Below are 20,910 nucleotides of genomic sequence, written 5' to 3' on the forward strand. Positions count from 1 at the left end.
CGTTGTTCTTGTCCGAGGGAGCAGGAACCGACCGAAAGGCCATGACGATGACCCCGACCACCACCCCCCAGAACCTCACCGGCGAGCGCGCCGACCTCCTGGTGTCCCTGGAGAAGCAGCGGCACTTCCTGCGCTTCACCACCCGTGACCTCACCGACGAGCAGGCCGGCCTGCGGACCTGTGCGAGCGAGCTGTGCCTGGGCGGCCTGATCAAGCACGTGACCAACGTCGAGCGGCTCTGGGCGGAGTTCATCGTGAAGGGCCCGTCCGCGATGCCCGACTTCACCACCTGGACCGAGGAGGACCTCGCCCGCCGCGCGGACGAGTTCCGCATGCTGCCCGGCGAGACGCTGGCCGGCGTCCTCGCGGACTACGCCGAGGTGGCCCGGCACACCGACGAGCTGGTGGCGACCCTCCCCGACCTGGACGCCACCCAGCCGCTGCCGAAGGCCCCCTGGTTCGAGGCGGACGCCGAGTGGTCGGCCCGCCGGGTGCTGCTGCACATCGCCAACGAGACCGCCCAGCACGCCGGTCACGCCGACATCATCCGCGAGTCCCTGGACGGCGCGAAGAGCATGGGCTGACCCGTACCCACGGCCCGCCCGCGCAGCCCGATCGCGGGGCCCGTCCGACGACCGGACGGGCCCCCGGCCGTACTCAGTACTCAGGCCCTCCCGACGAAGGTGAACCCGGCCCCGTCGACCACACCGCGGACCAGGGCGTCGTCCAGCGGCTGCGCGGAGGCCACGGTGACCCGGCCGCTCGGCGCGTCGGCGCTGACGTCGGTGACGCCCGGCAGCTCGGCGAGTCCGGCGCTGACCGTCCTCTCGCAGTGGCCGCAGCTCATGCCGTCGACGGTGAATACAGCGGTGGTGGACATGGCGGCGCCTCCGATGACCGGCCGGATGGGACAGGTCGACCCGGACGGGGATCGACCAGCCCTACGACACCCGAATCCGGCCGCGCCGCCCAGGGACACGCCGCCCGGGTGACACCATCGAGCGGTTCCGGGAACCGTCCGGGCCTCCCGTCCGACGGCCGCCCGCGCCGTGGCGCACGCCACGTCCTGAACCACCGCCGCACCCCGTACCGTTCCTCCAGGTACCACCGTTTCGAACGACCGGGCGACCGCCCGGCCGACGATCGGCCGCCCCGGCCGCCGATCCCGTCCTGGAGCACCTCCACCATGTCCACCCTGGCCCCGGCCCACGCCCGACCGGACACCACCGGCCTGCTGATGGCCCACGCCGCCCTGCGCGGCGAGTTCGCCCGCCTCGCCGAGGCCTGCCGCGCACCCGGCGCGGAGGCGCTGCGGGCCGGGATCGCCGCCCACGTCGCGCTGATGCTGGACCTCCTGTACCACCACCAGGAAGCCGAGGAGGACGTGCTGCTGCCCATGCTCTCCGGGGCCGCGCCCCACCTCCGGCCCGGGCTCGCCGCGCTGGCGGCGCAGCGTGCGGGCCTGGCGGTGCCGGTCGCCCGCGTCCGGGTCGGCCTCACCGGCCCCCTGGAGCAACTGGCCCGACCCCTGGCACAGTTGGCCGAAGCCGTCCGCACGTACCTGGACGCGCAGGAGGAGCTCTGCCTGGACGCGATCCGCACCCTCCTGCCACTGTCCGCCTGGGAGCGCTTCGACGAGGCCAGGAGGTGGCGCGTCCCGCCCGCCGTGCGGTCCCGGGCCGCCGGGGTCGTGCGGTCGTACGGCAGCCCGGAGCAGCTCGCCCGGGTGCGCGCCACCGGCTCCCGGCTGCCGGACCTGGCCGTCGTCCGGGCGCTCCGCTCCTTCCAAGCCCTCCGCGACCTCCGCCCCTCCTCCCTGACGCTCCCCGCCCACCACCGGCGGATGCGCAGGGTGTACGGCCACCTGGACGCGGCGGGAGCGGACCGTTGAGGGCCCTGGCGCGGCTGCGCCGCTGGAAGCCCTGGCACGGCGGGCTCGCCCTCGCACTGGTCGCGGCGCTGACCGCCGGCCTGCTCTGGTGGCAGCCGTGGAGCGGCGGGGACGGGGACCGGCTGGCGTTCACCACCGCCCCCGGCGGCTCCGCCCGCTTCGGCACCGGCGAGCACCTGTACCGCTACAAGGTCCGGGTGGAGGACGGGATCGCGGAGAGCCCGGCGCAGTTCGCCGCCGAGGTGGACGCGATCCTGGGCGACGTCACCCACGGCTGGGCGGCCGGCGGTACGGTCGCGTTCCAGCGGATGCCCGCCGACCCGGTGGACTTCACCGTCTACCTGGCCACCCCGAAGTCCACCGACCGGATCTGCGGCCAGTACGGGCTGGACACCGGCGGCTGGGTGAACTGCGGCGTCACCCACCAGGTGGTCGTCAACCTCAAGCGCTGGACCGAGCTGTCCGAGTTCTACCAGGGCCGCCCCGAGCTGTACCACGCGCTCGCCGTCAACCATGAGGTCGGCCACATCCTCGGCAACGGCCACGTCGACTGCCCCGCCCCGGGCGCCCCGGCGCCGGTGATGATGCAGCAGATCAAGGGGCTGCACGGCTGCGTCCCCAACGGCTGGCTGTACTCCGACTCCGGCACCCTGCTCACCGGCCCGCCCGTCCAGGCCCCCACCAACGCGCCGTAGAACGCCCGCCCGGCACCGGCCGCCGCACCGCCGACACCGGCGGAGCGGCACCGCCGACGCGATGCACCGACGCGACGCGGCACGACGCGGCACGACGCCGCACGACACCGGACGAGCCCGACCACCCACCCCCTTCCGAACCCGCCACCCGAAACACGGATAATCCTGGTCGGACCGGACGCACCCGCACCGCGCGTCCGGTCCCGGTCATGTCCCCAGTCGGTGCCGGTGGAGGAGAAGCGTTGAACGGTGTGCCCGGTGGGGAGATCCTGGACTGGCCGGTCCTGCTGGAGGCCGCCGAGGCGGCCGCCCGGGCGACCACGGGCCGGGGCCGGGTCGCCGACTACATCCCGGCCCTCGCCACCGCCGACCCGGAGGCCTTCGGCATGGCCGTCGCCACCGTCGACGGGGAGCTGCACGGGGTCGGGGACTGGGAGCGGCCGTTCTCCGTCCAGAGCGTCTCCAAGCTGTTCTCGCTGGCCCTGGCGGTGGCCTACGGCGGCGACGCCCTCTGGCAGGGCGTCGGCCGCGAGCCGTCCGGCAACCCGTTCAACTCCCTGGTGCAGCTGGAGACCGAGCACGGCATCCCGCGCAACCCGTTCATCAACGCGGGCGCCCTGGTGGTCACCGACCGCCTGCAGACGATGACCGGCGACGCCTCGGGCGCGGTACGGGAGTTCCTGCGCCGGGAGTCCGGCAACCCGCTGCTCGACACCGACCCGGTGGTCGCCGCCTCGGAGGCCGAACACGGCCACCGCAACGCCGCGCTGGCCCACTTCATCGCCAGCCACGGTAATCTGGAGAACCCGGTCGAGACCGTCCTGGAGCACTACTACGCCCACTGCGCCGTCGCCACCAGCTGCCGCGACCTGGTGCTGGCCGGATCCTTCCTCGCCCGCTACGGGGTGCGCGCCGACGGCACCCGGCTGATGTCCCGCAGCGAGACCAAGCGGATCAACGCCGTCCTGCTCACCTGCGGCACCTACGACGCCGCCGGCGAGTTCGCCTTCCGCGTGGGCCTGCCGGGCAAGAGCGGCGTCGGCGGCGGCATCCTCGCCATACTCCCGGGCCGCGCCGCCGTCTGCGCCTGGGGCCCGCGCCTGGACCAGGCCGGCAACTCCGTCGCCGCGGTCGCCGCCCTGGACACCCTGACCACCCTCTCCGGGTGCTCGGTGTTCTGAGGGCCGCGAGCCGTTCCGCCGCAGCACCGCCCGGCCCTGCCACAGAACCCGCAGAGCCCGCGAAACCCGCGACGGACCCGCGGGCCCCGGCCGTCCGCACAGCGACCGGGACCCACGGGTCCATTGCGGGCACCCGACCCCGCGAAGCGACCCCGCGAGATGACCCGCGAAGCGACCTCGCGGGCGACCGCCCCGAGGGCCTACTCCACCGTCACGCTCTTCGCCAGGTTGCGCGGCTTGTCCACGTCGCGGCCGAGGGCGACGGCGGCGTGGTAGGCCAGCAGCTGGAGCGGGATGTTGAGCAGCAGCGGGTCCAGCTCGGGCTCGCTCTTGGGCACCAGGATGCAGTGGTCCGCGAGCTTCTCCTCCGGCCGCCGGTGGGCGACGGCGATGACCCGCCCGGAGCGGGCCTTGATCTCGCCCAGCGTGGTCAGGTTCTTGTCCAGCAGCTCGTCGTCCGGAACCAGTGCCACGGTGGGCAGTTCGGGACTGATCAGCGCCAGCGGGCCGTGCTTGAGCTCGCTCGCCGGGTAGGCCTCGGCGTGCACGTAGGAGATCTCCTTGAGCTTCTGCGCGCCCTCGCGGGCGACCGGGTAGCCGCGCACCCGGCCGATGAACATCATGCCCGTGGAGTCGGCGTACTCGGCGGCGAGCGCGGCGATGGCCTCGCTCTGCTCCAGCACCTCGCGGATCTGGTCCGGCAGCGCCTGGAGCGCCGAGACGATCCGGCGCCCGTCGGCGGGCGACAGGTCGTGGATGCGCCCGAAGTGCAGGGCGAGCAGCGCGAAGGCGACCACGGTGGAGGTGAACGCCTTGGTGGAGGCGACGGACACCTCCGGACCGGCGTGCAGGTAGATACCGCCATCACACTCTCGGGCGATAGCGCTGCCCACCGTGTTGACGACGCCGAGCACCCGGCCGCCCTTGCGCTTGACCTCCTGGACGGCGGCCAGCGTGTCGTAGGTCTCGCCGGACTGGCTGACCGCGACGTACAGGGTGTCCGCCTCGATCACCGGGTTGCGGTAGCGGAACTCCGAGGCGGGCTCGCTGTGGGCGGGGATGCGGGCCAGCTCCTCGATCAGCTGCGCGCCCATCTCGCCCGCGTAGTAGGCCGATCCGCAGCCGAGGATCTTCACCCGGCGGATCTCGCGCAGTTCGCGGGCGTCCAGGTTGAGGCCGCCGAGGTGCGCGGTGGCGAAGCGCTCGTCCAGCCGGCCGCTCAGGGTGCGCTCGACCGAGCCGGGCTGCTCGTGGATCTCCTTGAGCAGGAAGTGCTCGAAGCCGCCGGTGTCGTAGGAGTCGACCTCCCAGTCCACGGTGGACGGCTGACGGTGGGTGGTGCGGGCGTCCTCGGTGAAGGTGCGGAAGCCGTCGGCCCGGACGGTGGCCAGCTCGCCGTCCTCCAGGTGGACGACCTGGCGGGTGTACCGGACCAGCGCGGAGACGTCCGAGGCGGCGAACATCTCCTTCTCGCCGATGCCCAGCACGATCGGGCTGCCGTTGCGGGCCACGACGATCCGGTCCGGCTGCTCGGCGTCGAGCACCGCGATGCCGTAGGTGCCGACCACCCGGCCGAGCGCGGCACGCACGGCGTCCTCCAGCTCGACGCCCTCGGCGACGTTCGCGGCGATCAGGTGGGCGAGCACCTCGGTGTCGGTCTCGGAGCGGAACACCGCGCCGTCGGCGGCGAGCTTGGCGCGCAGCTCGTCGGCGTTCTCGATGATGCCGTTGTGGACGACGGCGATCCGCTCGGCGTTGTCCAGGTGCGGGTGCGCGTTGGCGTCGCTGGGCACGCCGTGGGTGGCCCAGCGGGTGTGGCCGATGCCGGTGGTGCCCTTGAACCGGGCCGGCACGGCGGCGGCCAGGTCCGCGACCCGGCCCTTCACCTTGCGCAGCTTGATCCCGCCGCTGCGCCCGGTGACGGCGACGCCGGCCGAGTCGTAGCCGCGGTACTCCAGCCGCGCCAGCCCCTCCAGCAGGAAGGGGGTCGCGTCCTTGGGGCCGATGTAGGCCACGATTCCGCACATGCGTGGTCTCCTCTTCGAAGTCTTCGGAAGGTCGGGAGCGGCGGCTCAGCCGTAGACGATCCGCCGCAGCTGGCGGGCCGAGAGCTCCGGCGCCGAGACCCGGCGCTGCGGCAGCTCCTCGGCGAGCCGGGCGAAGATCCGCTCGTTGGTCAGACCGCGTGCCTGGAGCTCGGTGTGGCGGCGGCGCACGTACTCCTCGGTGCTCTCGGAGAAGTACGCCAGCACCTCCGCCACGACCCGCGCCGCCTCCCGGGGCCCGAGCGGACTGGTCCGGGTGAGGTGGGCGAGGAGGTCCTCGTGAGGGTGGGGTGAGCTCGGCACGAGTGAGGAGCCTAGGTCGGGCGGCCCATCGAAGCCAAAGTTCCTGCCCGAAATCGGGCAGACATTACGACTTTCAGTCCACATCCACGATTCCTTCACATTCGACCGTCGAACGACCGCCCGTTCGCCCCCGTTCCCGAAAGCCCCTTGAAGCGGCGCCAACTCCGCACGTAGCGTGACCCCCTGAACACGAAGCGGAAGACCGGAGGCTTGCGGATGTGCGGGATCACCGGATGGGTCGCGTTCGAGCGCGACCTCACCGCCGAGCGGGGTGTCCTCGACGCCATGACGGCCACCCAGCTCCGGCGCGGCCCGGACGCCGGCGGCGTGCACCTGGAACGGCACGCCGCGCTCGGCCACCGGCGGCTCGCGGTGATCGACATCGCGGGCGGCGTCCAGCCGATGACGGTGGAGCACGACGGCCGGACGCTGGCCGTGCTCACCTACAGCGGCGAGGTCTACAACCACCGCGAACTGCGCGCGGAACTGGAGGCGGCCGGGCACCGCTTCCGCACCCGCAGCGACACCGAGGTCGTGCTGCGCGCCTACCTGGAGTGGGGCGAGCACCTGGCCGAGCGGCTCAACGGCATGTTCGCCTTCGCGGTCTGGGACCTCCGGCAGGAGGAGCTGCTGCTGGTCCGCGACCGGATGGGTGTCAAACCCCTGTACTACCACCGCACCCCGGACGGCGTGGTCTTCGGCTCCGAGGTCAAGGCCCTGCTCGCCCACCCCGCCGTCCGCCCGGTGGTGGACCTGGACGGGCTGCGCGAACTGCTCGGCTACACCCGCACCCCCGGCCTCACCCCGTACCGGGACATCCACGAGGTCCGGCCCGGGCACGTCGTGCGGGTGCGCCGCGAGGGCTTCTCGGTCCGCCGCTACTGGGCGCTGGAGGCCCGCGAGCACCGCGACGGCCTGGAGGCCACCGTCGCCACCGTCCGCGCCCTGCTGGACGACATCGTGCACCGCCAGCTGGAGGCGGACGTCCCGCTGTGCTCGCTGCTCTCCGGCGGCCTGGACTCCAGCGCCGTCACCGCCCTCGCCGCCCGGACGCTGGGCGCCGCCGGGGCCGGCCCGGTCCGCTCCTTCTCCGTCGGCTTCGCCGGGCAGAGCGAGACCTTCCACGCCAGCGACGTCCGGCAGACCCAGGACGGCCCGTTCGCCCGGCTGCTCGCCGACCACGTCGGCGCCGACCACAGCGTCGTCGAACTGAACGCGGCCGACCTGACCGACCCGTCCCGGCGCTCCGTCGTGCTGCGCGCCCGCGACCTGCCGAACGGCGTCGGCGACATGGACACCTCGCTGCTGCTGCTCTTCCGCGGCGTGCGCCGGCACTCCACCGTCGCGCTGTCCGGCGAGTCCGCTGACGAGCTGTTCGGCGGCTACCGCTGGTTCCACGACCCGCGGACCGTCGCCGTCGAGGACTTCCCCTGGGCCCTCGGCCTCACCGGCATCGCCGGCGGCGGAGCCACCCCGCGCGAACACCTCCTGGACGCCGAGCTGCTCCGCAAGCTCGACCTGGACGGCTACCGCAGGGCGCGCTACCGCGAGGCGATCGCCGAGGTCCCGCACCTGCCGGCGGCCGATCCGCTGGAACGGCGGATGCGCGAGATCTCGTACCTCAACCTGACCCGCTTCGTCTGCATCCTGCTGGACCGCAAGGACCGGATGAGCATGGCCAACGGCCTGGAGGTGCGGGTGCCGTTCTGCGACCACCGGCTGGTGCAGTACGTCTTCAACGCCCCGTGGGCGATGAAGTCCTTCGACGGACGGGAGAAGAGCCTGCTGCGCGCGGCCGTCCGGGACGTGCTGCCGACCGCCGTCGCCGAGCGGCCGAAGAGCCCGTACCCGGTCACCACCGACCCGCACTACCCGGCGAAGCTGCGCGCCGAACTCGCCCGGCTCGCCGCCGAGGGCACCTCCCCGGCCCTGGACCTGCTCGACCGGCGGCGCCTGGCCGACGCGCTCGCCCCGGACACCGACCCGCAGTCCGTCCGGCTCGCCGTCGACCTCGCCCTGGACTTCGACGCCTGGCTGACGGACTACCGGGTGACGCTGGAGCTGTGAACACCGACCGGGTGAGCTCCGGGCGGCCGCCGCCACTCGGACGGCGCAGTCGGCGGCGCCCGCGCCCCCATACTCCGTCCGGGTGATTGTGCGGAACCATCCCGCCGGTCCCGGCGGTCCTACGGTGCGGTAGCGTCGCCGACACCTCCCGAACGGCGGACGAATTCGCGGACCACCCGCTCACGTGCCGTCAGTATGGGAGCGAAACGTTCACCTCGATCCGCCGGGGGATCCCGTCATGCAGCCGCGAGTCTTCGCGATTCTCACCGCCCTGCTCCTGGGCGTCCTGGGCCTGGGGTCGGTGGCCGTCACCGACTGGTCGCCCGCGGCGGCCACCGCGAGCCGGCCCGCCGCCACCGGGACCGCCGCCACCGGCGCCCAGCCGGCCGCGGTCGGCCCCGCGAGCGCCACCCCGACCGGCGACCCGGCCGTGTGGACCCGCTCCACCCTGCGCAACAAGCTGATGGCCGAGATGGACGCCACCGACCCCGGCGTCGCCCTGGCCGACCTCGACAAGATCAGCAAAGAGAAGCCGTACACCGTGCGCTTCTGCCACCCGATCGCGCACGAGCTCGGCCACGCGGCGGTCAAGCGCTTCAACGCCGACTTCCAGAAGGTCATCTCCTTCCCGCACGAGACCTGCGCGGCCGGCTACCTGCACGGCGCGGTCGAGGAGATGCTCAACGCCTCCCCCCAGCCCGAGACGGACCTGCTCAAGCTCTGCGCGCCCAAGAACTCCGGGCCCTGCATCCACGGCGTCGGCCACGGCACCATGTTCGTGGTCAAGCAGGACGTCGCCAAGGCGCGCGACCTGTGCAACAAGTTCCCCTCCGACCAGAACAGGATCCGCTGCTCCGAGGGCCTGTTCATGCAGCTCTTCGGCCCGGACGAGGAGGACGAGCAGGCCAAGGCCAACCTGCCCGCCGACAAGCTCGCCCAGGACCCGCTCTACCCGTGCAAGGACCAGCCGGCGCTGTTCCAGTCCGCCTGCTTCTTCTACGCCCCGACCTTCTTCCTCTCCTCGCACGACTACCCGAACCACCCCGAGGTCTACGCCGAGGCCCTCAAGTGGTGCCTCAACGGCAAGGCCAGCGGCGGGGCGGTGGACTGCAGCCGCGGCGTCGGCTCGCGCACCATGAAGTACAACCTGGACCGCGAGGACTGGGCGGCCGAGCAGTGCGCCACCGCCGCCGACGGCTGGCAGCGCAAGGCCTGCGCCGAGGGCCTGGTCAGCTACTACACGGTCAACTACACCGACGGGGGCGCGGCCGGCCGGCTCTGCGCCAAGATCACCAACAAGGAGATGCAGGGCTACTGCCGCTCGGCGAGCGGCCTGTCCAGCTCCCTGGACTGACCCCGCCGGGGACCACCCGCTCCCCCGGTGCCCGGACCGACGTTCCGGTCTCACCATGAGGGCCCGCACCGCACGGCGCGGGCCCGTTTGCGTAGGATCGCCCGATCATCGCCTGATCAGGGTGCGCCAAGGACGCCGCGCCTCGCCCCGCCAGTCCCCCGGCCGCCCTGGAGCACGCCATGACCACCGAGGACTTCCCCGGCACCGACGTCCCCCGCACCGACCTTCCCGGCGCCCACGTTCCCGGCACCGACTTCCGCCGGGCCGCGCACGCCACCGCCGACCTGGTCTCCGACTACCTCGCCGAGCTGCCCGGGCGCCCGGTCTGGCAGCCCATGGACGAGACCGCCCGCCGGGCCCTGCTCGACGCCCCGCTGCCCGCCGGGGGCCGCCCGCTCGACGAGCTGATCGCCGCCATCGGCCGGGACGTCCTGCCCCACCCGATGGGCAACGGCAACCCCCGCTTCTTCGGCTGGGTCAACTCCGCCCCCGCCCCCGCCGGGGTGCTCGCCACCCTCGCCGCCTCCGCTATGAACCCCAGCTCGGCCGGCGGCGACCACGCCGACGTGCACCTGGAGCGCGCCGTGGTCCGCTGGATCGCCGAGCTGGTCGGCTTCCCGCACCCGGCCGGCGGCGGCCTGCTCACCTCCGGCACCTCGATGGCGACCATCGTCTGCCTCGCCGCCGCCCGCAACCGCGCCGCCCGGCGGGCCGGCCGGGACGTCCGCGAGGAGGGCCTGGCCGGCTTGCCGCCGCTGGTCGGCTACGTGACCGGCGAGACCCACTCCTGCGTCCGCAAGGCCGCCGAGCTCCTCGGCCTCGGCAGCAGGCACCTGCGCACCGTGGCGACCGGTCCCGACGGCCGGCTGGACCGCGCCGACCTGCGCTCGGCCGTCGAGCGCGACCGCGCGGCCGGCCTGCTGCCCTTCCTGGTGGTCGCCTCGGCCGGCACCGTCGGCGCCGGCGCGGTGGACGCGTTCGACCCGATCGCCGACCTCTGCGAGGAGCAGGGCCTCTGGCTGCACGTGGACGGCGCGTACGGCGCCTTCGGCCGGCTCGACCCGGCCATCGCCCACCGCTACGCCGGCCTGGAGCGCGCCGACTCGCTGGCCCTCGACCCGCACAAGTGGCTCGGCGTCCCGGTCGACTGCGGCTGCGCGCTGGTCCGCGACACCGAGGAGCTGCGCGGCACCTTCAGCCTCGTCCCGTCCTACCTGCGCGACGAGGCGGCCGGCTCGCTCGGCTGGTTCTCCGAGTACGGCACCGAGCAGACCCGCCCGTTCCGGGCGCTCAAGGTCTGGGCCACCATCGCCCACAAGGGCCGCACCGGCCTCGCCCGGGACATCGCCCGGTGCACCGCGCTGGCCCGCCGGCTCGGTGAACTCGTCGAGGCGGACGGGGAGCTGGAGCTGCTCGCCGAGGTGCAGACCTCGATCGTGGCGTTCCGCCACCGCGCCCCGGGCCTGGACGCGGCCGCCCGCGACGCCCTCAACCGCGACCTCCCCGTCGCCGTCCAGCGGCGCGGCCGGGTCTTCGTCACCGGCGCCCGGCTCGGCGGGCACGAGATGCTCCGCGCCTGCCTCCTCAACGCCACGACGACGGAGGAGGACCTCCGCCTGCTGCTCGCCGAGGTGAGGTCCGCGGCCCGCGATCTGCTCGCCTGACCGGCCCGGCCTCCTCCCGTAACGCCCCCCGTAACGGCCCGGCGCGGACCGTAACCGCCAGGTCACGGCCGGTTCGTGGCCGGGAAACACCGGTCGGGCAGGGTGGTGGCCATGGAGCCCTCGAAGCCCGCCGCGCGCCGCGCCCACCACTGGCGCCGCGACACGGTCGAACTCGCCGCCGTCTTCCTCTCCGTCACCGCCGCCGACCTCGTCGCCAAGCTCGTCGTGGACGGCCCGGACGGCCCGTTCGTCCTGGTCGCCTCCGCCCTCGCCCTGCTCGCCACCGCCCTGTTCCACGCCTGGTGGTCACCCCACGCGCCGCCCCCGACGACCGTGTGGCGGGTCCGCACCACGGCGCTCGCCCACACCCCCGCGGCCCTCGCCGACCACCGGATCACCCTGCTCTCCCTCCACCCCGAGGAGCTCTTCCTCCGCACCCCCCACTCCGTCACCCCGGCGGACCTCGCCGCCCTCCTCACCACCACCGGCCACACCGTCCAGGACGCCCCCACCCGGATCGCCTGACCGGCGCGCGGCGCGACGGTCGGCGGGGTGGACCGGGCGCCGGATGCCCCGTCAGCGCACGGACGCCCCCTCTCCGGGGGCGTCCGTGCGCTGACGGGCCGTGCGCGGCTCAGCCCTTGTCGGCCGGCTTCACGACGCACACCGCGTTGCCCAGCATCGAGCCGAAGCCGCCGAGCAGGGCGCTGGTGACGGCCTTGCAGGCGGCGGCCTCCTCCGGGGCCTTGGGGCCGTTGCCGTCGGAGGACGAGGTGACGGTGGAGGAGGAGACGGCGGCGGCGGGCTGGGCGAGCGCGACCGGGGCGACGAGGAGCAACACGCAACAGGCGACGGCTCGTACGGACTTCTGGAACACAGGGAACCCCTTCGGATCGGGACGGGATCGGCGGAAAGCCGAGCCATCCCTATCCGAAGGGGCGCCGCCGCTCACGGATCATGGGCCATCCGTGAGCGTGTCCTGATCATCCGATCAGCGGCCCGGGAGATCGCCGGGCACCGACCGCTCCACCTCCCGGATCGCGGCGGCCAGCTCGGCCACCCCGTGCTCCCGCAGCACCCCGTAGTGGTCGGCGGCCAGGTCGACCACGGTGGGCGGGGCGGCCGAGTAGCCGGTGCTGCCCTCGATGAAGGAGTAGTCGTCGCCCGCGGCCTTGAAGACGGTCACCGGCGCGTCCAGCCGCCGCTCGGCGAGCTCCCGGAAGCTGTACTCGAACTCGTAGGTCTCCCCGACGATCCCGGTGATCCGCCGGATCAGCTCCTCGTCCAGCTCCGGCAGCATCCGGTGCACGGCCGCGACGAAGGCCGGCTCGTCCGCCGTGCCGGCCAGGCAGCGCTCCAGCTCCGGACCGCTGATCCGGCCGGTGAACACCCCGAACAGGATGGTCAGGTACGCCGGGTTGGCGTACGAGGCCTCGCGGCCCCACTGCCGGCCGTCGTCCTGGCGCACCTTCGGGTTGCCGGGGCAGATCAGCAGCAGCCGCTCCACCCGCTGCCCGGCCTGCTCCAGCTGCCAGGCCGCCTCGAAGGCGACCCGGGCGCCGAAGGAGAAGCCCCACAGCGTGTACGGGCCCTCCGGCTGCACCCGGCGCAGCTCGGCGACGTCGGCGGCGGCCGTCTCCCGGATGGTCGGGTACGGCGTCTCGCCCGGGTTGATGCCGTGCGCCTGGATCCCGTAGAACGCCCGGCCCGCACCGGCCTCCCGGCCGAGCAGCCGCAGGTTCATCGGGTAGCCGCCCAGCCCGGGCCAGCAGAACACCGGTCGGCCGGCCTCCCCGGGGTGCAGCGGGATCAGCCGGGAACCGGTCGCCTCGGCCCCGGCCGCGCCGCGGGCCCGCTCGATGCGCGCGGCCAGGTCGCCCAGCCGGGGGCACTCGAACAGCACCTGGAGCGGCAGCGTGACGCCGAACTCGCGGTTGATCCGGTTGACCAGGGCGACGGCGATCAGCGAGTTCCCGCCGACGGCGAAGAACTCGTCCGTCACCGACACGTCCTCGTACTTCAGCGCCCTGCCCCAGGCCTCGGCCAGCCACCGCTCGTGGTCGGTGGCCGGGGCGACGTACTCGCCGCGCACGTCGGCCGTGCGGACGGCCTCGGAGGCGGCCAGCGCCCTGAGGTCCACCTTGCCGTTCGCGGTGAGCGGCAGGGCGTCCATCACCAGCACCCGGTTGGGCAGCATGTAGTCGGGCAGCAGGTTGGCCAGTTCGTCCTTGATGATCTCGGCCGGGCCCTTCATGTGGACGGTGTCCTCGTGCATGCCCTCACTGCGGATCTGCTCCTCGCTCACCTTTCCGCCGAGGAAGAAGTACGACGGCCCGGGGGTGATGCCGCGGCCGGTCAGGATCTCGTCGATGCGGCGCGAGGCGGGCAGCGGGTGGCCGGACCTGGAGCTGTATCCGGAGGACATGAAGCCCAGGCGCAGGCCGTTGCGCTGGAGGCGGTGCAGCACCGCGCCGAGCACGATGTACTCCAGCCACTCCTCCTCGGCGCGGCTGACGGCGGTGATGCCGAACGCGGCCCGGGCGTAGACGGCCTGGTTGATCGCGATCACGTGCCGGGACTCCACCACCGCGTCCGAGACGTGCGTCAACTCGCCGTCGGCGTACCGGTAGAGGCCGCCCGGCAGGCCGTCCACCCGGCCCTCGTGGGCCTGGACGTACAGCTCGGTGGCGCCCTCGGCCCGCACCGCGCCGTCGGCCCGGACGACCGCGAAGCCGCCCAGGTAGTGGTCCTCCTCGGCGACGTCCAGCCGGTCCCGGACCGCCGGGTCGAGGCCGAGCGGGCGCACGTCCAGCCCGTACTCGGGCAGCACCTCCTCCAGGACGCCCAGCATGTGGCCGGTCTCGAACTCCAGCACCTCCCTGATGTTGTTCCGGTAGACCGGCTCGATGGCGCCGTGCTTCCCGGAGAAGTGCAGCGTCAGGTACGCCTCGGCCCGGGGCTCGGCGGGGCCGATCCGGACCAGGACGTGCTCGACCGGGTGGTAGTAGTACAGCCCGGCCGCGAGCCCGTCCAGGCCGCCGGTCTCCAGGTACAGCTGGGTCGCGTACAGCGCGCCGGGCGAGGCGTAGGCGTACTTCGGCAGCAGCCGCTCCTCGCTGTGGAACTGGCCGAACCACCGCAGGACGCGGCCGAGTTCGGGCAGGCTCAGCAGTGCCAGGTCGCGGCCGAAGGCGCCGGCCGGGCGCGCGGCGAGCAGGGCGGTGAGGTCGTCCCGGGTGACCGCGCCCCCGTCGTAGAAGCGGTAGGTCTTGCGGGCGAAGGTCCCCCGGCGCTGCGCCTCGGTCTCCTTCCGGCCGGGCAGTCCGACCCGTTCGCGGCCCGCCAGCCGGGCCGGCTCGCGCAGGCCCGGGTCCGACAGCTGGGCCCTGACCTGGAGCTTGCTGGCCTTGGACTGGTGGTGGCCGCCGTGGCTGCCCTGGTCCATCAGGGCGGCCTCGCGCGGGTTGAGCTCCACGCAGGCGACCAGGTTCGGGTGGCCGGTGCGGTCGTCCCCGGTGACGACCGCGGCCGAGCGGCGCACCCAGGTGTGCTCCTCGATCGCGCGGGCGATCTCGTCCAGTTCGATCCGGTAGCCGCGCAGCTTGACCTGGTTGTCCACCCGGCCGGCGAACTGGAGGGTGCCGTCCGGGTTCCACCGCACGAGGTCGCCGGTGCGGTACAGCCGCTCGTCGGCGGCGAACGGGGAGCGGACGAACCGCTCCGCGGTCAGCTCCGGGCGGTTCAGGTAGCCGCGGGCCAGCTGGACGCCGCCGATGTACAGCTCGCCGACGCCGTCGGCGGCCACCGGCACCAGCTCCTCGTCGAGGACGTAGCAGCGGGTGTCGGCCACCGGACGGCCGATCGGCACCGAGCCGGCGCCGTCGGCCGGATCGGCCGGGTCGACCAGGTGCGAGGTGGCGTTGATGGTGCACTCGGTCGGGCCGTACAGGTTGACCAGGGCCGCCTGGGGCAGGGCCTGCCCCAGCTCGCGGGCGAGCCGTCGGGAGAGCGCCTCGCCGCCGGAGAACAGCCGGGTCAGGCCGGTGCAGCCGGTGAAGCCCTCGGTGTCCAGCAGCGCCCGGAGCAGGGTTGGCACGCACTGCAGCGCGGTCACCCGGTGCCGCCGGACGGCGGCGACCAGCGCCTCCGGGTCCCGGTGGAGGCCGGGCGTGCCGGCCACCACCCGGGCGCCGACGGCCGGGGCGAGGATCTCCCACTGCGCCGCGTCGAAGCTCATCGGGGTCTTCTGCAGCACGGTGACCTCGGGGCCGAGGTACCCGGCGGAGTGCATCCAGCGCAGTTGGGAGACCACCGAGCGGTGCTCGATCATCACGCCCTTGGGCCGGCCGGTGCTGCCCGAGGTGTAGATCACGTAGGCCAGCGACTCCGGTCCGACGGCCTCCTCCTGCGCCGTGTCCGGCAGCGGAGCCGTGTCCGGCACCGGCGGGGCGTCCGGCACCGGCGCCGGCACCGGCGGGGCGTCCTCGAAGGTGACCACCGCCGTCCCGGCCGGGACCAGCGCGGCCAGCCGCTCACGCAGGTGCGCCTGGGTCAGCACGATCCGGGTACCGCTGTCCTCGATCATGTAGCGGAGCCGCTCCTCGGGGTACTCGGGCGCCAGCGGCAGGTAGCCGGCGCCGGCGTACAGCACGCCCCAGGCCCCGGCGACCAGCTCGACGGACGGCTCGACGTACAGGCCGACGCAGCCGTCCGGGCCGGCGCCCAGGCGGCGCAGCCGCTCGGCCAGCCGACGGGCGGTCGCGGACAGCTCCCGGAAGGTGAGGCCGCCGCCCTCGCCGAGGACGGCCGGCGAGCCGGGCCGGGTGCGCGCCTGCCGGTCCAGCAGCCCGGTGAGCGCGGTGCCGACCGGAGCGCGGCGGGCGTGCGGGACGGCGGGGGTGGCGGTTCCGGTGCCGCTCTCGGTGCGGGTGGAGGTGTCGGCGCCGGTGGAGGTGTCGGTGCGGGCGGAGGTGTCGGTGGTGCGGACGGACGGGGTGTCGCGCATGGAAACGACCTTCGGTGCGTGGACGTACGGGGCCCGGCCTCCCGCTCACCGGGAGCGCCGGGAACGTCATCCACCGTCGGCCGCCCGCCGTCCCGGCCGCATGAGGCACCGGTCGGGACCTGCGCCGGCGCCGTCCCGGCCGGTTACGCCCCCGTCCCGGGCGGGTCCCGGGCCGGTCCCGCCGCCGCCCGGCCCGGTGGCCCGACGCCTCGGTCGGGCCGCGGGGGCATGCGGACGTTCACGATCACGTAACCGAGCGGAAGCGCACCGTCGGTAGCGTCGGCGGCATGACGGCATCACGCACTCGCCCCGAACGGCTCTGGCACCGGCCCTTCCGCAGGTCCGACCGCAGGTGCGCGGCGCCCGAGGGCCAGGCCACCCGGCTGCCCGCGCTCACCGGCGGCCCGTACCGGACCGTCCGGCCGCACCCGCAGCCGCACCCAACACCCGCGGCCCGTCCCGCCGACCGGGCGCCGGAGGCCCCGTCCCGGCTGTCCGGGCCGGACGGGACGGAGCTGCTGCTGCGCCCGGCCGGGCCGGCCGACCGGGCGGCGGCGCTGGCGATGCACGACCGCTGCTCCCCCGCCGCGCTGCGCCGGCGCTACCACGGGCCGGTCCGCGACGCCGGCCGCTACCTGGACCACCTGCTGGACCCCCGGCACGGCCGCAGCTACGCGGTGACCGCCCCGGACGGGCGGGTCGTCGCACTCGGGCACCTGATGTGGGACGACGACGAGGCCGAGCTGGCCGTCCTGGTCGAGGACGCCTGGCAGCGGCGCGGGCTGGGCCTGGCGCTGCTGCGGCGGCTGTCGGCGGCGGCCCGGGCGGCCGGCGTCCGGACGGTGTACGCGGTGACCCAGGGCGGCAACAGCGGCCTGATCGCCGCGATGCGACGGCTGGGCGCGCCGCTGGACTTCCGGGCCGAGGACGGCACCCTGGTGATCACCGCCACGCTGGCCGCCGCGGATCCGGCCGGTCGCGTCCACCGTCCGGGCCGCTGATCATTTCTTCACCAGATCCTTACCCGGCCGCCCCGGGAACCCGGCGGTGCCCGCGGAGCGTCGTCAAGCCGTAAGGGGTCGCTCCGTACACCGCCCTCCTTGACGGGCCCTCAGCAGTACCCGCGAGCGCGTCGCAGCAGGCGGCGTGGGGTCCGGTTCGTCCGGTCGGGCGACGGAGTCGGTAGGCTGACCCCCGTCCCCGCCGCCCGACGGCCCGTTATCCGGCCACGGGTGGTGCCGCAGCAAGGAGGAACCACTGAGCATGGCAGGCACCGAATCGGAGCCCACAGGCGCACGCGACGCCTCGCTGCCGGCACGCGCCAAGATCGCGGTCACCGCCGGCCGGGTCGCCGCCGCCGTGTCGCGCAAGGCCGGGCGCGGAAGCGGCTCGGTGATCGGCGGCAAGGTCGCCCTCAAGCTCGACCCCGACCTGCTCGCCACCCTCGCCGACCACCTCGACGTCGTCCTGGTCAGCGCGACCAACGGCAAGACCACGACCACCCGCCTGATCGCCGAGGCGCTGCGCGCCGCCGGCCCGGTGGTCTCCAACGCCCTGGGCGCCAACATGCCCGCCGGCATCACCTCCGCCCTGGCGGGCGGCACGGACGCCCGCTTCGGCGTGATCGAGGTCGACGAGAAGTACCTGGCGACGGTCGCCCGCGACACCCGTCCCAAGGCGATCGCCCTGCTCAACCTCTCCCGCGACCAGCTCGACCGCGCCGCCGAGACCCGGATGATGGCCGAGAAGTGGCGCGAGGGCCTCCAGAACACCGAGGCCGTGGTCATCGCCAACGCCGACGACCCGCTGGTGACCTGGGCCGCCTCCTCCTGCAAGAAGGTGGTCTGGGTGGCCGCCGGCCAGGCCTGGAAGGAGGACGCCTGGTCCTGCCCCGCCTGTGGCGGCGTGATGCAGCGCCCCGGCGAGGACTGGTTCTGCCAGGACTGCGGCTTCCGCCGGCCCAACCCGCACTGGGCGCTCCAGGGCACCCACGTGATCGACCCGCAGCGCGGCGCCTGGCCGATCCAGCTCCAGCTGCCTGGCCGGGCCAACCTGGCCAACGCCACCAGTTCGGCCGCCGTCGCCGCCGTGTTCGGCGTCGCCCCGCAGGTCGCCCTGGAGCGGATGCGCTCGGTGGCCGCCGTGGCCGGCCGCTACGACGTGGTCCAGTACCAGGGCCGGGACATCCGCCTGCTGCTCGCCAAGAACCCGGCCGGCTGGCTGGAGACCTTCTCGCTGATCGACGGCCCTCCCGCCCCGGTGATCCTCTCCGTCAACGCCCTCGACGCCGACGGCACCGACACCTCCTGGCTGTGGGACGTCGACTACGAGCGCCTCGCCGGGCACCCGGTCTTCGTGATGGGCCAGCGCAAGCTGGACCTGGCCGTCCGCCTGGAGGTCGCCGGGCTCCAGTTCCACGTGGTGGACACCCTGGAGCAGGCCGTCCGGATGGCCCCGCCCGGCCGGATCGAGGCCATCGCCAACTACACCGCCTTCCAGCAGCTGCGGAAGGTCGTGGCCGGCTGATGCCGCGCCCGCACACCAGTCTTTACGTGACGGAAGGCCTTCGAGGATGAGTGAGAGCAGCCTGCGCGTGGTCTGGGTCTACCCGGACCTGCTCAGCACCTACGGCGACCGGGGCAACGCCCTGGTCGTGGAGCGCCGGGCCCGCCAGCGCCACCTCAACGTGACCCGGATCGACGTCCGCTCCGACCAGGCGATCCCCACCAGTGGCGACATCTACCTGATCGGCGGCGGCGAGGACCGCCCGCAGCGCCTGGCCGCCGAGCGGCTGCGCGCCGACAGCGGCCTGGTGCGGGCCGCCGAGAACGGCGCGATCATCTTCGGCGTCTGCGCCGGCTTCCAGATCATGGGCCACGAGTTCATCAACGACCTCGGCGAGCGCGAGCCGGGCCTGGGCCTGCTCGACGTCTGGACCACCCGCGGCGAGGGCGCCCGCTGCGTCGGCGACGTGCTCGCCGACGTCGACCCCCGGCTCGGCCTGCCGCAGCTGACCGGCTTCGAGAACCACCAGGGCGTCACCCACCTCGGCCAGGGCGTGCAGCCCTTCGCCACCGTCAGCGTCGGCCGGGGCAACGGCACCGGTGACGGCACCGAGGGCGCCTGGCGGGACACCGTGTTCGGCACCTACCTGCACGGCCCGGTGCTGGCCCGCAACCCCGCCGTGGCCGACATGCTGCTGAAGCTGGCGCTGGACGTCAGCGCCCTGCCGCCGGCCGACACCACCTGGTACGACGCGCTGCGCGCCGAGCGCATCGCGGCCGCGACGCGTCCCCAGTAGTACGTCCGTACGCCCCGGCCGGGTGCCCGCCATGCGGTCACCCGGTCCGCGGGCGGCCCCGGACGTACCACAATGGGGCTGCCTACTGCACACCCTCCTCGGCAGCAGGCTGCAATTCCGCGCGGGGGCGCCGACGGCGCCGCTCCCGCGTCGGCTCCTGCCCGGCCGGACCAGGGGCCGTATGCTCGACTTCGCGGCCGTTTTCGGGCGTTTCGTCCGGATCGGCCGGTCCTTCACCCCACGGCCACCTCCCCGCCACCACGGCGCGGGAGCGCCCCGTCACGGTGACGGCTCGTCGTCCCAGCCTGTAGTCCGGCCGTTCCTCGGTTCTGCTCGGGAGTTGCAAAGCTAATGCGTATCGGAGTGCTGACCAGCGGCGGTGACTGCCCCGGCCTGAACGCGGTGATCCGTTCCGTGGTCCACCGGGGGGTGGTCGACCACGGCGACGAGATCATCGGGTTCGAGGACGGGTGGCGCGGATTCCTGGAGGGCCACCACCGCCCCCTGACCCTGGACTCGGTGAGCGGCATCCTGGCCCAGGGCGGCACCATCCTCGGTTCCTCCCGGGTCCAGCCGAGCCACCTGCGGGACGGCGTCGAGCGGGCCAGGAAGTACTGCTCCGACCTCGGTCTGGACGCGGTCATCCCGATCGGCGGCGAGGGCACCCTGAAGGCCGCCAAGCTGATGAGCGACGCGGGCCTGCCGATCGTCGGCGTGCCGAAGACCATCGACAACGACATCGCCGCCACGGACGTGACCTTCGGCTTCGACACCGCCGTCTCGGTGGCCACCGAGGCGCTGGACCGGCTGAAGACCACCGCCGAGTCCCACCAGCGGGTCATGGTCGTCGAGGTCATGGGCCGGCACACCGGCTGGATCGCGCTGAACGCGGGCATGGCGGCCGGCGCGCACGCCATCGTCGTGCCGGAGCGCCCGTTCCACATCGACAAGCTCACCGACGTCGTCCGCGAGCGCTTCGACCGCCAGAAGAAGTTCGCCATCGTGGTCTGCGCCGAGGGTGCCAAGCCGGAGCCCGGCACCATGCACTGGGAGGAGGGCACCAAGGACATCTACGGCCACGAGCGGTTCACCGGCATCGCCACCCAGCTCTCCCGCGAGCTGGAGCACCGCCTCGGCAAGGAGGCCCGCCCGGTGATCCTCGGCCACACCCAGCGCGGCGGCACCCCGACCGCCTACGACCGGGTGCTCGCCACCCGCTTCGGCTGGCACGCCGTCGAGGCCGTCCACAAGGGCGCCTTCGGGCACATCACCGCGCTGCAGGGCACCAACATCAACCTGGTGCCGCTGGCCGAGGCGGTCGCCGAGCTGAAGACCGTGCCGCAGGACCGCTACCTCGAGGCCGAGACGGTCATCTGACCCCCCACCGCCCTCCCACCGGCCCCC

At 73.9% G+C, this 20,910-nt stretch carries 17 protein-coding genes; 12 read left to right on the plus strand and 5 right to left on the minus strand.

Translation table 11 applies throughout. The annotated features are described in order from the left end of the window. Positions 1–41: 41 nt before the first annotated feature. Positions 42–584: a DinB family protein gene (locus ACIQI7_RS29540; protein WP_401115735.1), complete on the plus strand. Its 543-nt coding sequence runs from the start codon at positions 42–44 to the stop codon at positions 582–584. Positions 585–664: 80 nt separating this feature from the next. Here ACIQI7_RS29540 and ACIQI7_RS29545 read toward each other — a convergent pair whose 3' ends face one another. After that, positions 665–880 carry a heavy-metal-associated domain-containing protein gene (locus ACIQI7_RS29545; RefSeq protein ID WP_387759196.1) on the minus strand — a complete coding sequence of 72 codons (216 nt, stop codon included), beginning with the start codon at positions 878–880 and terminating at the stop codon, positions 665–667. Positions 881–1,186: 306 nt separating this feature from the next. On the opposite strand from ACIQI7_RS29545, the gene ACIQI7_RS29550 reads away from it, so the two are divergent. The 3 genes from ACIQI7_RS29550 (at position 1,187) to ACIQI7_RS29560 (ending at position 3,767) form a co-directional block, all read left to right on the plus strand. Then, positions 1,187–1,891: a hemerythrin domain-containing protein gene (locus ACIQI7_RS29550; protein ID WP_401115739.1), complete on the plus strand. Its 705-nt coding sequence runs from the start codon at positions 1,187–1,189 to the stop codon at positions 1,889–1,891. Then, positions 1,888–2,586: a DUF3152 domain-containing protein gene (locus ACIQI7_RS29555; RefSeq protein ID WP_401115742.1), complete on the plus strand. Its 699-nt coding sequence runs from the start codon at positions 1,888–1,890 to the stop codon at positions 2,584–2,586. The genes ACIQI7_RS29550 and ACIQI7_RS29555 overlap by 4 nt, the downstream gene beginning before the upstream one ends. A 269-nt stretch (positions 2,587–2,855) precedes the next feature. After that, positions 2,856–3,767 (plus strand): glutaminase, encoded by a 912-nt coding sequence (locus tag ACIQI7_RS29560; protein WP_401116109.1) that lies wholly within the window; start codon positions 2,856–2,858, stop codon positions 3,765–3,767. 200 nt (positions 3,768–3,967) lie between these two features. Here the strand turns inward: ACIQI7_RS29560 and glmS are convergent, their stop codons facing one another. Both glmS and ACIQI7_RS29570 read right to left on the minus strand, forming a co-directional pair. Further along, positions 3,968–5,794, minus strand: a complete 1,827-nt coding sequence (gene glmS / locus ACIQI7_RS29565; protein ID WP_401115745.1) for a glutamine--fructose-6-phosphate transaminase (isomerizing) — start codon at positions 5,792–5,794, stop codon at positions 3,968–3,970. Between the two features lie 45 nt (positions 5,795–5,839). After that, complete coding sequence (locus ACIQI7_RS29570) at positions 5,840–6,115, minus strand: hypothetical protein (RefSeq protein ID WP_355254796.1); 276 nt, start codon at positions 6,113–6,115, stop codon at positions 5,840–5,842. A gap of 216 nt (positions 6,116–6,331) precedes the next feature. Between ACIQI7_RS29570 and asnB the strand changes: the two genes are divergently transcribed. From asnB to ACIQI7_RS29590, 4 genes are all read left to right on the plus strand, one after another. Continuing rightward, a complete protein-coding gene (gene asnB, locus ACIQI7_RS29575) occupies positions 6,332–8,182 on the plus strand; it encodes an asparagine synthase (glutamine-hydrolyzing) (RefSeq protein ID WP_401115749.1) in 1,851 nt (616 codons plus the stop codon). 238 nt (positions 8,183–8,420) lie between these two features. Further along, positions 8,421–9,536, plus strand: coding sequence for a hypothetical protein (locus ACIQI7_RS29580; RefSeq protein WP_401115752.1), 1,116 nt, complete (start codon positions 8,421–8,423; stop codon positions 9,534–9,536). 179 nt (positions 9,537–9,715) lie between these two features. Next, positions 9,716–11,200 carry a pyridoxal phosphate-dependent decarboxylase family protein gene (locus tag ACIQI7_RS29585; protein ID WP_401115755.1) on the plus strand — a complete coding sequence of 495 codons (1,485 nt, stop codon included), beginning with the start codon at positions 9,716–9,718 and terminating at the stop codon, positions 11,198–11,200. A 111-nt stretch (positions 11,201–11,311) separates the two neighbouring features. Then, entirely contained in the window at positions 11,312–11,725 is a 414-nt protein-coding gene (locus tag ACIQI7_RS29590) for a hypothetical protein (RefSeq protein ID WP_401115758.1), read from the plus strand. Positions 11,726–11,834: 109 nt separating this feature from the next. On the opposite strand, the gene ACIQI7_RS29595 is transcribed toward ACIQI7_RS29590, so the two are convergent. Both ACIQI7_RS29595 and ACIQI7_RS29600 read right to left on the minus strand, forming a co-directional pair. Continuing rightward, complete coding sequence (locus ACIQI7_RS29595; protein WP_401115761.1) at positions 11,835–12,077, minus strand: hypothetical protein; 243 nt, start codon at positions 12,075–12,077, stop codon at positions 11,835–11,837. Positions 12,078–12,191: 114 nt separating this feature from the next. Continuing rightward, the gene (locus ACIQI7_RS29600; RefSeq protein ID WP_401115764.1) at positions 12,192–16,205 is read right to left on the minus strand and encodes an amino acid adenylation domain-containing protein; all 4,014 of its coding nucleotides are present in this window, start codon (positions 16,203–16,205) and stop codon (positions 12,192–12,194) included. A 287-nt stretch (positions 16,206–16,492) separates the two neighbouring features. Between ACIQI7_RS29600 and ACIQI7_RS29605 the strand changes: the two genes are divergently transcribed. The 4 genes from ACIQI7_RS29605 to ACIQI7_RS29620 all read left to right on the plus strand — a co-directional run bounded on the left by ACIQI7_RS29605 (position 16,493) and on the right by ACIQI7_RS29620 (position 20,883). After that, positions 16,493–17,206, plus strand: coding sequence for a GNAT family N-acetyltransferase (locus ACIQI7_RS29605; RefSeq protein WP_401115767.1), 714 nt, complete (start codon positions 16,493–16,495; stop codon positions 17,204–17,206). A 262-nt stretch (positions 17,207–17,468) separates the two neighbouring features. Continuing rightward, positions 17,469–18,731 (plus strand): MurT ligase domain-containing protein, encoded by a 1,263-nt coding sequence (locus tag ACIQI7_RS29610; RefSeq protein ID WP_401115770.1) that lies wholly within the window; start codon positions 17,469–17,471, stop codon positions 18,729–18,731. A 46-nt stretch (positions 18,732–18,777) separates the two neighbouring features. Then, the gene (locus tag ACIQI7_RS29615) at positions 18,778–19,506 is read left to right on the plus strand and encodes a type 1 glutamine amidotransferase (protein ID WP_387759176.1); all 729 of its coding nucleotides are present in this window, start codon (positions 18,778–18,780) and stop codon (positions 19,504–19,506) included. A 351-nt stretch (positions 19,507–19,857) separates the two neighbouring features. Further along, positions 19,858–20,883: a 6-phosphofructokinase gene (locus ACIQI7_RS29620; protein ID WP_387759175.1), complete on the plus strand. Its 1,026-nt coding sequence runs from the start codon at positions 19,858–19,860 to the stop codon at positions 20,881–20,883. Positions 20,884–20,910: the final 27 nt, after the last annotated feature.

Source organism: Kitasatospora sp. NPDC092039, assembly GCF_044756065.1.
GTDB lineage: Bacteria > Actinomycetota > Actinomycetes > Streptomycetales > Streptomycetaceae > Kitasatospora.